Origin of the sequence: Enterobacter sp. FB (assembly GCF_000805795.1) — a bacterium.
GTDB classification, from domain to species: Bacteria; Pseudomonadota; Gammaproteobacteria; order Enterobacterales; family Enterobacteriaceae; genus Enterobacter; species Enterobacter roggenkampii.
The window spans coordinates 2,203,690-2,217,025 of sequence record NZ_JSZC01000013.1; the positions used below are offsets into that span (position 1 = coordinate 2,203,690).

Below are 13,336 nucleotides of genomic sequence, written 5' to 3' on the forward strand. Positions count from 1 at the left end.
CTTAGTGAATTCAATTTTGGCAGGTTTCATATGTATTTCTTTCAATTCTAATATCAATATATCTATTGATATAACATATCGAAATTGCCAAATAATATATCTCCCTGAGTAAATTAAACGATAACTTTAACAGCAGGGAGCCAAATATTATTTATTCGCTAATTAATACTTTGAGATAACGGCCATATTCAGTTTTAGCAAGCTTCTTAGCTTGTTCCTCAACCTGGTCCTTGCTCATCCATCCATTACGATAAGAAATTTCCTCAAGGCAAGCCACTTTCATCCCCTGACGTTTTTCAATGGTATGAATAAATTGGGAAGCCTCGACCAGGCTGTCGTGAGTACCCGTATCCAGCCATGCAAAACCACGCCCCAGCAATTCAACCTGCAATTTCCCCTGCTCGAGATACATCTGGTTAAGGGTCGTAATTTCAAGTTCACCACGGGCGGAAGGTTTAACCTGTTTGGCCATTTCGACTACATGCTTATCGTAGAAATAGAGACCGGTCACCGCCCAGTTTGATTTTGGTTTTAACGGTTTCTCTTCGATGGACAGCGCTTTGTAGTTCTCATCGAATTCAACCACGCCAAACCGCTCAGGATCCTGCACCTGATAACCAAAGACCATTGCTCCGCTGGTCATTTGTGAAGCCGCTTCCAGTTTCTTACCGAAGCTCTGACCAAAGTAAATATTATCACCCAGCACCAGAGCACAAGGTTCATTATTGATAAACTCTTCACCAATAATAAATGCCTGCGCCAGGCCATCCGGGGATGGCTGAACCGCGTAAGATAAGCTAATCCCAAATTGCGAGCCATCGCCTAACAGGCGTTTGAACGAAGGCATATCTTCCGGGGTAGTAATGACCAAAATCTCACGGATACCTGCCAGCATCAGTACAGAAATTGGGTAGAAAATCATTGGCTTATCATAAACAGGAAGCAACTGTTTAGATACACCTTGCGTAATCGGATAGAGACGGGTTCCGGAACCACCAGCAAGTACAATACCTTTCATCATATTTTCCTTTATTATTCCGCCAGTCCCAGACGTTCGCCCGCATAGGAGCCATCCATTACCCGCTTCCACCAGCTTTCGTTGCTCAAATACCACTCAACCGTTTTACGGATACCTGACTCGAAGGTTTCCTGAGGCACCCATCCCAGATCGTTTTTAATTTTGCTGGCATCAATGGCGTAGCGCAGGTCGTGTCCCGGACGGTCGGTTACATAGGTAATAAGATCGGCGAAGTGAGTAATGCCTGCAGGCTTATCGGCAATAATTTCATCCAGAATGGTGCAAATTGTCTTCACGACTTCAATATTTTTACGCTCATTGTGACCACCGATATTGTAGGTTTCGCCCACAGTACCTTCAGTTACCACTTTGTATAACGCGCGTGCATGATCTTCGACAAACAGCCAGTCGCGAATCTGCTCACCGTTCCCGTACACAGGAAGCGGTTTACCTGCCAGAGCGTTCAGGATAATAAGCGGAATCAGTTTTTCCGGGAAGTGGTATGGACCGTAGTTATTCGAACAGTTCGTCACCAGCGTTGGAAGACCGTAGGTACGACGCCACGCGCGCACTAAATGATCGCTGGATGCTTTAGAAGAGGAGTAAGGACTGCTTGGCGAATATGGCGTGGTCTCGGTGAACAGCGGAAGATCGCTACCGGCAGGTACTTCATCGGGATGCGGCAAGTCGCCATACACTTCATCGGTGGAGATGTGATGGAAACGAAACGCCGATTTGCGGCCTTCGTCCAGTTGAGACCAATACTGACGCGAAGCCTCCAGCAATACATAGGTACCGATAATGTTGGTTTCGATAAAGGCTGCAGGGCCTGTGATTGAACGGTCTACATGGCTCTCGGCGGCAAGATGCATTACAACATCAGGCTGATGCTCAGCGAAAATGCGCGACATAGCACTGCCGTCACAGATGTCAGCCCGCTCAAAGGCATAACGGGGATCATTTTCGATTTCTGACAGAGATTCCAGGTTCCCTGCGTAGGTTAATTTATCTACGTTAACGACAGAATCCTGAGTGTTATTAATAATATGACGAACTACTGCAGATCCAATAAAACCTGCACCACCAGTAACAAGTATTTTCACGAGACTATTCCGTATTGCATCGCCATGTTAAATCGCGAACATTATTTTTGAGTGGTTACCTTGCAACGCGCCAAATTTAAAACACGCTACCGCCCCTGGCTCTCCAGCTACCAGTGCACTGAAAACAATAAAAATGTTAGCTACTATGCAATGAGAACCAGTGCCTGTTGTTATCAAATAGGCACAGAATGCTAATCTGATATTCTCCACTTAAATAGGTTTGAAGACAAGGGAAAATCTCAGACTAAACCATCGTGTCTACACTCAGCAAAAAGTGCCTTAGGCATTGATTCTATTACAATAAAAAAGGTAGCAAGAGTAATTACAGAAGCTGGAACAGCCCCCTTGTACTCGTTGCTACCCGGTTCATTTGTTAAGGATTTGACTTACTGTTCCAGAAGTTTCTCAATTCTCTTTCGGAACTTCGCCCCTTCCTTCAGGTTGCGCAGTCCATAGTTCACGAACGCCTGCATATAACCCATTTTCTTACCGCAGTCATAGCTCTCACCGGTCATCAGCATCGCATCGACAGACTGCTTCTTCGCCAGCTCGGCAATCGCATCGGTGAGCTGGATACGATCCCAAGCGCCTGGCTCGGTTTTTTCCAGTTCCGCCCAGATATCGGCATTCAGAACATAACGCCCCACTGCCATCAGGTCCGAATCCAGCGTCTGCGGCTGATCCGGTTTTTCGATGAACTCAACGATGCGGCTCACCTGCCCTTCCGTTTCCAGCGCTTCTTTGGTCTGAATTACGGAGTACTCGGAGAGATCGCCTTTCATGCGCTTCGCCAGCACCTGGCTACGGCCCGTTTCGTTGAAACGTGCCACCATTGCCGCCAGGTTGTATCGCAGCGGATCGGCAGACGCGTTATCAATAATGATATCCGGCAGCACAACGATGAACGGGTTATCACCCACCACCGGACGGGCACACAGAATAGAGTGACCCAGACCCAGCGGCTGCGCCTGACGCACGTTCATGATGGTCACGCCCGGCGGACAAATAGACTGCACTTCCGCCAGCAGCTGACGCTTAACGCGCTGCTCAAGCAACGCTTCGAGTTCGTAAGAGGTGTCGAAGTGGTTTTCTACCGCATTCTTGGACGAGTGCGTAACCAGGACGATTTCTTTGATCCCTGCAGCAACTATCTCGTCGACAATGTACTGAATCATTGGCTTATCGACGATCGGCAGCATCTCTTTAGGAATGGCTTTTGTGGCGGGCAGCATATGCATGCCCAAGCCTGCTACCGGAATGACTGCTTTCAAATTAATCATTATTTCTTCCACCTTAAAATGGTTGACGAATTATAGCTCTTAAACCTGTTTTCGCCAGCATGATTTGCCGTAATCCTGAAGCAATGTTACGCCTTAGCATCACATATTTCTGTAGTTGTAATCTGATTCGATCGCGCTTATGTGCCAGGAATCGTCTTAAAACAGATTATTGTCGATTATCTGTGCGGCAGCGCAAAGTTCAGCCTTTCCACATTCACCACCTGCTGGTCGACCCGGTCAATATCCACCGAGCTTTGCCCCTTCTCGTTCACAGCTTTGATGTTCGCCAGCGAAAGCAGCGTCTCGTCTTTCGCCATAAATTTACCTCGTACATCCTTGCGCAGATCGAAGTTGATCTTCAGGGCAGGACCCACGGCGGCTTCCTGCATCACATTGATATTACGTAAGAAAAGATGCTGCGGCTTGTTGTGCAGTTCCAGCGTTGCGCGCTGCATTTCCACATTGGTAATCGCCACAAACGACGTCGCATTACCGGATGAAATCTGTATTCCGCGCAATTTATAGGCGAGCTGGCGGTTATCGAGATGAATATTATTGAGCTTGAAGTTCTGCGGGATGGACAAATAATCGCCTTTTATGACCCCATAGCCGATTAACATTCCCGCGCTGTTGACCATGTCGACATTATCAATAATGAAATTATCACAGCCATAAACCGCCACCGTGGCGTTGTCTATTCCCGCCTTTTTACTGAAGTCTGGGGTGATATTTTTGGCCTTAATATTGCGGATAACAAAGTGTTTCCCGTTTTCCACGTGCACCAGCTGGCGACAGTTGCTGCCGGTGATGTTGGCCACCACGAAGTTCTTAACGGTTTGCTTTTCCGGGTAGTCGTTGTCGTAGGTGCTCCCGGCAAGGCCAATGCCGATGCCCCAGTTGATCTTGCCGTTAGTGCAGTTGATGTTGTCGATGACATGGTCGGAGATCAGGATATTGCGATCGTTGATGGCAACGTTCCATTCGATCGCATCGCCCTGCAGATGGCTAAATTTGCTGTTGGTGATGCGGGCGCCGTCCACCTGGTTGTGGAAACCCTGGCGCAGGATGGCGTAATTGGCCTGACTCACGCTGATGTTATCAATCACCAGATTGCGCATCACGCTCGGTTTCTTACCGCCGATGTAGATTTGCGTCACAGGACCAAAACCGCTCATGGCCAGCCCTTTGATGACGCAGTCGGAGCCACGTACATCGAGAGTGATATTCTCTGTCCGTCCCTCGCCTTCCCCTATCACTTTGCTGCCTTCCTGCAGAACAAAGCGGCCGCGGCCATTGCCGGTTAACGCCCCGCGAATCAGCAGCGTTTTACCGTCGGGAATGAAAATACCCGTGTTGATGTTTTCACAGGTCAGCCCGGCAGGGACAACGACCGTGTCCCCGTCATTAAACGCCTGCTTAAAGGCCGCGATCCAGTCGTTGTTATTGTACTGATTAACAGAGACCGTTCTTCCGCTCGCCGCCCGCGCAATGCGGGACGACAGCAGCGGCGTAGCCGCCAGAACGGACAGAGACGAGACAAAGGTGCGTCGGGTAATCTTTTTCAGCATACATCCTCGGCGTTACAACGTTTGCAGCAGGCTGGCTAACTGACGGTTAATCACCTGCTGGTTAAAATCGGCTTCAACTTTTTGTCGGGCATTATGGAGCACGGGCTCCAGCGCCTGCTGGTCGATATCGCTGAAGGCAGCTAAGCGATCGGCGAGCGCCATGGCGTTATTCTCCGGCACCAGCCAGCCGGAATGGTCAGACTTAATCAGCTCCGGGATCCCGCTGTGAATGGTCGAGACCACAGGTATCCCGACGGCCATCGCCTCCATCAGCGCCACCGGAATGCCCTCCATATCGCCATCGGCTCCCGTTACGGAAGGCAGCAGGAACACATCTGCCTCATCGAGCATCGCCTTGACCTCGTGGCTCGGCTTGAAGCCCGGCATCTCTACGACATCTTCCAGCTGATACTGTTCGATCAGCGTGCGCAGACGACGCTCCCACGGCCCAATCCCGAGAATGCGGTAGTGGAAATCCACCCCGCGCGCTTTCAGCTGGCGGCAGGCTTCAATCGCCACATGCAGGCCTTTCTTCTCGGTCAGACGCGCGACGGAGATGATCTGCAGCGGCTTGCCCGGCACCTTCACCGGACGGCGGGTAAAGCGCGTTAAATCCACGCCCATGCGCGACACGGCAATTTTCTCTCCCGGGCAGCCCATGCTTTTCAGGCGTCCGGCCCACAGTTCGCTGATGGGCAGCATCATGTCGCCGCGGCGGAAAAGCTGCTGGTACTCCGGCGTATAATGGTTCAGCACTTCACGGCTGGAGATGTCGATACCGTGGAAAATGGTCGCAATTTTACCGTCAATCACGCCCAGTTCGCGTAACTTCGCGGCGGTCACGCCTGCCGGGCCAAAGTGTGCGATAAACACGTCAGCACGATACGGCTGCGCCGTTTGCCCGCAGATGGCCGAGAGAATTAAATTGCGTGATTCCGACCCATAGCGGGAAACATTCAACGCCCGCCACGTCGACGCGCGATGGATCCCACGTAAGGTCTGGCTGGCACGGTGGCGCAGCTTGCTCAGCTTCCCGGACGGCTCGTCCTGCAGCCAGCGGGTTTTTGCCTCCAGCCCATACTGGGTATACGCCGCATGGGTGTTTTGGGTATCGCCCTTTTGCAGGGCGATAATCTCCACGTCATATCCCATATCGATAAACGCGGTGATTTGGTTCAGAACAAACGTTTCGGACGACAGCGGAAATTTCAGTAAGAAGAAACCAACCTTCATTTCCCCTCCCGCACGCGGTCAAGTACCGATTTCACCATCCCAATGCCCTTCTCGCGCTCGGCTTTCACCGCCACCGCCAGACGTTCATTGATCGCAGGCAGCTGGCCGAGCGTGTCCCCGACCATCGCACCGAGCGATCCGTCCAGCAGATGACGGATATCCACCGCCATTTCCGGCATACCGAGCTGCTGCATAATGCCCGCGGACTTGTGCTCGTAGTTAATGGCGATGGCTGGCGTGCCAAAGTTCATGGAGATAATGGCCGAGTGCAGTCGGGTGCCCACCGTCAGGTCGCAGGCGGAGAGCAGCTTGCCCATCTCCAGGTCGTTCAGCTCGTCCATCACCACGTGATAGCGTGACGGGTCATTGACCAGGTTGCGCAGGTTCAACGCCACCATGCGGTCATCTTTGTTGTAGCTGTCAATACCGGTACAGGTGGACAGCGCCAGCACCTGATAGCCGCTGTCCAGCACGCGGTTCACCACGTCGGCGAATGCTTGCTCATACGCCGCCTGCGTCGTGCCTAAACGTTTATCGAATGGCGCCAGCTCGCGCAGGGTGATCGCGACGGTTTTCTGTTTCGCCGTCACGTCGAGCCAGTGCTGCACCGCGTAGCTCGGCTGGAAGCTGTCGTCCTGGTGATCCACCAGCCAGGCGGTGTCCACGCCGTGCTCAACTTTTGACGTATCAATCTCGCTGCGCTTCATCATGTCAAGGCTGACCGACTCACGCAGGATCAGGGCATCGCAGTGGCCAAACACATAGTTCGCCAGCTGGTTAAACTGCGGATCCTGGAAAGGCCCCACGCTGTGGCCAATCATAAATAGCGGCTTTTTCGCCATGAACGTACAAAGCGCATGCTCAAACTGCGGCACGCCGTAGAGATCGACGAAGAACGAACCGCCGACCTGGATAATGGCGTCATAGCCGGACAGCAGACGAACAAAGTCGGTAAAGCCCTGAGCGATGGCGATGTTGCGCAGCTTGCCGGTATCGGTCACCCGGGAAAGCAGCACCTGATGCTGGTAGCGACGACGCAGTACTTTCTTCACGCGGCCCATCACGCCCGCGGCGTTGTTATGCTGTTTCATCTGGCTGTAAAGCGGATCGCCCATCACCGGGCGGTTCAGTAACCAGGATGAGCTGACAGGATAACGGCTCATCACGTCCACTTCGGTCTCAGGCTTAAGGGTGTTAATTGCATCCAGTAAACCGCGCAGGATGGCGCTGTCGCCACGGTTGCCGCAGGTATGGTTGCCAAGAATTAATAATTTCATAATGGCCTCTTAAATAACTAGCCTGCGCGAAGCAGCGTTTTCATTTTTTCGTTACGGCAAAACTGGCGCTTCATCTCAACGACCAGCGCATTGCGCGACAGCACGATCATCACGACGAAGGCCAGCGCCCCCGCGGCAACCTGCACCGCCAGCAGCGCGGCCAGCGGCAGATGCCCGCTGAGGATAATGCCCAGGCCGTAGCTCACCGCCAGGGTCGGCAATGAGAGATAGAACGGCAGCCACAGGCTCAGGATGTACTGACGGTAGCTGGAGCCCAGCACCGGTTTAATCATGATGAAGTAGCTCAGGACGGTATTGACGATCTGCACCAGCAGGAAGCCCAGCGTCACGCCAATAGCGCCCGCCATGTGCCCGCCGACGATAATTGCCGGAATAAACAGGAAGGTTTTGAATACGTTGAACTTAAAGCTGATGTCCACGCGCGCTTTTGCCATCAGCAGGGACCCAATCGGGTTTCCCACGGAGCGCAGCAGCCCCACCACGCACAGCAGCTGCAGGATCGGGATGATGCCGTTCCACTTCTCGCCAAACACCAGCGGTACGACGTTGCTGGACACCACCATCAACCCCAGCAGCACCGGGAAGTTGATGATCCCCACCACCGAAAGCAGCTTGTAGAAGTTGACGCACAGCTTTTCGGTGTCGTCCTGAATCTTGGCAAACGCCGGGAACAGCACGCGGGTGATTATTGGGTTCAGCTTCATCGGCGGCACCACCGCGACGTTGTAGGCCAGGTTGTAGCCCCCCGCCACGCTCGCGCCGAGAATACGTGCCAGCACCAGCGTCGAGAGGTTAGTGTTCACGTAGTTGATAATGCTGTCCGCCGTCAGCCACGCGCCAAAGCGCAGGTTGGACGAGACGGACGCAAGAGAGAAATGCAGTCCCGGGCGGTAAATTTTACGCCCAAAGTAGCCGAACAGCAGCGTACGCACGGCAGAGTTCACCAGGTAACCGAGGATGGCGGTCATCGCCAGCGGCCAGAAATGGGCGCTCACGACGGTAAAGGTAAAGCCCGCCAGCACGGCGCTGGTCTCGATCATGCCGATCTTGTTGAACTCCAGCTCTTTCTGCATCAGCGCGCGGAACTGCTGCCCGTGGGGGATCACCACGAACGCAAACGACAGCGTACGCATCAGCGGGGCGAGATCCGGGTTGTGCAGCACGCTGGCGATGGTATCGCTCAGCAGGAACACCAGCACAAACACGAAAATCCCCAGCCCCACGTTCAGCCAGTAAAGCGTGGTCAGCTCAAGATGGCTGATCTCTTTGCGCTGGATAATCGAGTTGGCGATACCAAAGTCAGACAGCGTATCGGCCAGCGCAATGATCACCAGCGAGACGGTCAGCAGGCCGAACTGGTGATTATCGATAATGCGCGCCAGCACCGTCATCTGCACCAGACCGAGGCCAATGATGACGATGGTCGCCATCGCTGACCACTTGGCGCCGCTGATGGTTTTTTCACGTAAGCTCATCTTAGTACGCCGCTTTGTTCACGAAACCTTTGAAAATGGTCAGAAAAACAATCTTGATATCGAACCAGAGGCTCCACTCGCGGATGTACTCCAGATCGAACTCGATGCGTTTTTCCATTTTTTCCAGCGTGTCGGTTTCGCCGCGCCAGCCGTTGATTTGCGCCCAGCCGGTGATGCCCGGCTTCACCTTATGGCGCAGCATGTAGCCTTCAATCAGCGAGCGGTACTGCTCGTTATGCGCCACCGCGTGCGGACGCGGGCCAACAATCGACATCCCGCCGGTAAAGACGTTGATAAACTGCGGCAGCTCGTCCAGCGAGGTGCGGCGCAGGAAGTTCCCCACGCGGGTGACGCGCGGATCGTTCTGCGTGGCCTGGGTCACCACCTTGTCGTTCTCCATCACCTTCATGGAGCGGAATTTCCACACCATAATCGGCTTACCGTCCATGCCGTAGCGGGTCTGACGGAAGATAACCGGTCCTGGCGAGCTCAGCTTCACCGCGAGGGCAATGCAGCACAGCACCGGGGAGATGAGCAGCAAAATCAGCGAAGAGAGCACGATATCTTCCAGACGCTTCAGCACGCGGTTAATACCGGACAGCGGCGTGTCGTACAGCGGTACGACCGGCACCCCGTTCACCTCTTCAATACGGGAGTGAAGAATGTTGAAGGTAAACACATCCGGGATCAGGATCACTGAACAGGTGGTATCCGCCAGCTCGCGCATCAGCTGCTTAATGCGGGATTCGTCTTTCATCTGCATGGCGATGTAGACGTTGTGAATTTTGCCGGCTTTGGCATCGTCAATCAGCTGATCGTAGTTGCCCGCCCAGTCGGCAGGCACGCCGCCAGGCTTTGCGTCGTGATAAATCCCGACCACTTCAAAGCCTAACCACGGCTCTTTGCGGAAGCTGTCGAGCAGCACTTTCCCAACCGGCAGATCGCCTGCCACCGCCACGAAGCGACGGTTATAGCCCCGGTTGCGCAGCCAACCCGCGCCAAAGCGGATCAGGGAACGGCACACCACCATGCCGACGCTGGTCAACAGATACCAGCTCAGATAGGTCACGAGGCGATTATCAAAATCATGGCTAAATGCCACCAGGCCTGCGCTGAAGATCAGGCTCAGGGTCCAGTTCTGCAGCAGCAGCATCAGTTCAGTGGTCATTTTGACGCCGCGCCACGAGCGGTAGAAATCGGTCATACCGCCGATCATTTGAAACACGACCAGCGCAATCAGGGCCATCAGCAGATGCATATATAAGAACGGCAGCCCGCTGATCCGACACACCGCCCACAATCCACCGACCATGATGGTGATATCAGAAAAACGCTGCACCATAGAGATTAACGATGCATTCGTTCTCGCTCGTTCGCGTTTTTTTAGATTCGTCATCGTTGTTCCTGTATTCGGTTTCCCCTCCCACCGGGAGGGGCAGTTATTACTGATTCAACAGCGCCAGAATGTCCTTCGTTCGGGCTTCCATCAGCGCGGTGTCAGCGCGGGACTCCACGTTCAGGCGCACCACCGGCTCGGTATTGGACGAGCGCAGGTTAAAGCGCCACTGCGGGAACGCCATGCTGATACCGTCGGTACGGTCAATTTCCAGCGCGTGGATGGCAAAGTGCTGCTCCACGCGGGCAATCGCCTCGGCAGGCTGTGCCAGCTTGCTGTTGATCTCTCCGCTCGCCGGGAACGCCGCCATACGGTCGCGCACCAGCTCGCCCAGGGTTTTCCCCTTCAGGCACAGCAGTTCAGTCACCAGCAGCCACGGGATCATCCCGCTGTCGCAGTAGGCAAAGTCACGGAAGTAGTGGTGGGCGCTCATCTCGCCGCCGTAGATGGCGTCTTCTTCGCGCATGCGCTCTTTGATGAAGGCGTGACCGGTTTTGGACATCACCGGCGTGCCGCCTGCGGCAGAAACCACGTCGACGGTGTTCCAGGAGAGGCGCGGGTCATGAATGATCTTCGCGCCAGGTTTTTTCTCGAGGAACGCTTCCGCCAGCAGGCCGACAATGTAGTAGCCCTCGATGAACTGCCCTTTCTCGTCGAACAGGAAGCAGCGGTCAAAATCGCCGTCAAAGGCGATACCCATGTCCGCGCCGTGTTCAATCACCGCGTTGCGGGTGTCGTCGCGGCACTCCGGCAGCAGCGGGTTAGGAATGCCGTTCGGGAAGTTGCCGTCCGGGGTGTTGTGCACTTTGACGAAGGTCACCGGCACGTTCAGCGCTTTAAAGCGCGCTTCAAGGGCATCGACCACCGGGCCAGCCGCACCGTTGCCGGAGTTAATCACCAGCTTCAGCGGCTTCAGGTTTGCCACGTTGATGTAGCCCAGCAGGTGGTCGATGTACTCTTTCTGCAGGTTGATTTTTTTGTAACTGCCGCGCTTCGCCTCGTTCACCGGCGGGAAATCGTTGGCTTCCGCCAGACGCTGCACGTCGCGCAGGCCGGTGTCGCCGCTGATAGGACGGGCGCCCTTGCGCACCAGCTTCATGCCGTTGTAATCCATCGGATTGTGGCTGGCCGTCACTTCAATACCGCCGTCCACGCCCAGGTGGAAGGTGGCAAAGTAAATCTCTTCGGTTCCGGACAGGCCGATGTCCAGCACGTCTACGCCCGCGTCCTGCAGCCCTTTCGCCAGCGCCAGCTTGAGGGATTCACTGGTCAGACGCACGTCGCCGCCCAGCACGATGGTCTGCGGTTTTAAGTATTCGCCGTACGCGCGGCCAATGCGCCACGCAATGTCTTCATTCAGCTCTTCGCCCAGCTTGCCGCGAATATCGTAGGCTTTAAAACAGGTTAATTTATCCATGATGACCCCTTTTTCAGGCAACAGTCGGTCCTGACCACTAAATGGCCAAATTAATTTTTTTGTCATTCGTAGGCCCGGTAAGCACAGCGCCACCGGGCATGATGCAGAGAGCTACACTCGCCCGTAGCGGTCCTGGAAGCGCACGATATCGTCCTCTTCCAGATACGAGCCGGAGCGCACCTCAATTAAGTCGAGAGGAATTTTCCCCGGGTTCTCCAGACAGTGCGTCGCCCCCAGCGGAATATAGATGGACTCGTTTTCGCCCAGCAGTTTCACTTCACCGTCGATGGTGACTTTGGCGGTACCCGCGACCACCACCCAGTGCTCGGCGCGGTGATGGTGCATCTGCACCGACAGCCCCTCGCCTGGCTTCACGGTGATGCGTTTCACCTGATAGCGGTCACCGGCGTCAATGGAGTCATATTTGCCCCACGGACGGTAGACTTCGCGATGAATGTGGTGCTCGTGACGGCCATCCGCCTTGATCTTCTCCACCACTTTTTTAACGTCCTGCACGGCGTTACGGTCGGCAATCAGCACGGCGTCTTTGGTCTGGACCACAACAAGATCTTTTACCCCAACCGTGGTGACCAGGCCGGACTCGGCGTAGACGTAGCTGTTTTCCGTTTTGTGGCTAATGACATCGCCGTGATGGACGTTACCCTCCGGGGTATGGGCGCTGATCTCCCACAGGGAGGACCAGGATCCAACATCGCTCCAGCCCGCATCCATCGGTACCACGACGGCGTCAGCCGTGCGTTCCATTACCGCATAGTCAATGGACTCTTCCGGACAGGCGAGGAAGGCCTCTTCATCCACGCGGATGAAGTCGAGATCCGGATCCACCACCGCCATCGCTTTCTCGCAGGCGCTCAGAATATCCGGGCGATATTTGCGCAGCTCTTCCAGATAGCGTCCGGCGCGGAACAGGAACATCCCGCTGTTCCAGTAATATTCCCCGCTGGCGACATACGCCTGCGCGGTTTCCAGATTCGGTTTTTCAACGAACTGCGCCACGTCAAACGCCACGCTGTCGCCTTCACCCGGCGTCACGTTGCCGCGACGGATGTAGCCGTAGCCGGTTTCCGGCAGATCCGGCACGATGCCGAAGGTCACCAGCTTGCCGCGCTCAGCGTAAGGAATGGCCGCACGCACCGCGTCGCGGAAGGCCTCTTCCTGCTGGATCACGTGGTCTGCCGCCAGCACCAGCATCAGCGGGTCACAGTCCGGGCTACTGCGTTTTGCCGCCAGCGCCGCCAGGGCGATAGCCGGTGCGGTATTGCGTCCGGCAGGCTCCAGGATGATATTTTCTGTGAGTTTATTCAGCTGGCGCAGCTGCTCGGCAACAATAAAGCGGTGCTGTTCGTTACAGATCACCACCGGGCTTTCACACTCCACGCCGTGGAGACGGTTTACCGTCGTCTGCAGCATGGTGAGATCCCCTTTCAGGCAGAGGAACTGTTTTGGATAGAGCACGCGGGACAGCGGCCACAACCGGCTACCAGAGCCACCAGCCATCACAACCGGATACAAAGTGGTTTGACTCAT

The 13,336-nt window shown here is 54.7% G+C and carries 10 protein-coding genes; all 10 read right to left on the reverse strand.

Annotated features, from left to right (window positions below; genetic code table 11):
- Positions 1–151: 151 nt before the first annotated feature.
- On the reverse strand, positions 152–1,018 hold the full coding sequence (gene rfbA / locus PI91_RS17615; RefSeq protein ID WP_039266715.1) for a glucose-1-phosphate thymidylyltransferase RfbA: 867 nt from the start codon (positions 1,016–1,018) through the stop codon (positions 152–154).
- A gap of 14 nt (positions 1,019–1,032) precedes the next feature.
- Positions 1,033–2,121, reverse strand: a complete 1,089-nt coding sequence (gene rfbB / locus PI91_RS17620) for a dTDP-glucose 4,6-dehydratase (RefSeq protein ID WP_039266716.1) — start codon at positions 2,119–2,121, stop codon at positions 1,033–1,035.
- 386 nt (positions 2,122–2,507) lie between these two features.
- The gene (galF, locus tag PI91_RS17625; RefSeq protein ID WP_039266717.1) at positions 2,508–3,401 is read right to left on the reverse strand and encodes a GalU regulator GalF; all 894 of its coding nucleotides are present in this window, start codon (positions 3,399–3,401) and stop codon (positions 2,508–2,510) included.
- Positions 3,402–3,577: 176 nt separating this feature from the next.
- The gene (gene wcaM / locus PI91_RS17630) at positions 3,578–4,969 is read right to left on the reverse strand and encodes a colanic acid biosynthesis protein WcaM (RefSeq protein ID WP_039266718.1); all 1,392 of its coding nucleotides are present in this window, start codon (positions 4,967–4,969) and stop codon (positions 3,578–3,580) included.
- 12 nt (positions 4,970–4,981) lie between these two features.
- Entirely contained in the window at positions 4,982–6,202 is a 1,221-nt protein-coding gene (gene wcaL, locus PI91_RS17635) for a colanic acid biosynthesis glycosyltransferase WcaL (protein WP_008499432.1), read from the reverse strand.
- Positions 6,199–7,479: a colanic acid biosynthesis pyruvyl transferase WcaK gene (wcaK, locus tag PI91_RS17640; protein WP_021241452.1), complete on the reverse strand. Its 1,281-nt coding sequence runs from the start codon at positions 7,477–7,479 to the stop codon at positions 6,199–6,201. Before wcaK ends, wcaL begins: the two co-directional genes overlap by 4 nt.
- A gap of 17 nt (positions 7,480–7,496) precedes the next feature.
- A complete protein-coding gene (gene wzxC, locus PI91_RS17645) occupies positions 7,497–8,975 on the reverse strand; it encodes a colanic acid undecaprenyl disphosphate flippase WzxC (RefSeq protein WP_039266720.1) in 1,479 nt (492 codons plus the stop codon).
- Position 8,976: 1 nt separating this feature from the next.
- Positions 8,977–10,371 carry an undecaprenyl-phosphate glucose phosphotransferase gene (wcaJ, locus tag PI91_RS17650; RefSeq protein ID WP_008499429.1) on the reverse strand — a complete coding sequence of 465 codons (1,395 nt, stop codon included), beginning with the start codon at positions 10,369–10,371 and terminating at the stop codon, positions 8,977–8,979.
- Between the two features lie 46 nt (positions 10,372–10,417).
- Positions 10,418–11,788: a colanic acid biosynthesis phosphomannomutase CpsG gene (cpsG, locus tag PI91_RS17655; protein WP_023616786.1), complete on the reverse strand. Its 1,371-nt coding sequence runs from the start codon at positions 11,786–11,788 to the stop codon at positions 10,418–10,420.
- 111 nt (positions 11,789–11,899) lie between these two features.
- On the reverse strand, positions 11,900–13,336 hold the full coding sequence (gene cpsB / locus PI91_RS17660) for a mannose-1-phosphate guanyltransferase (RefSeq protein ID WP_008499427.1): 1,437 nt from the start codon (positions 13,334–13,336) through the stop codon (positions 11,900–11,902).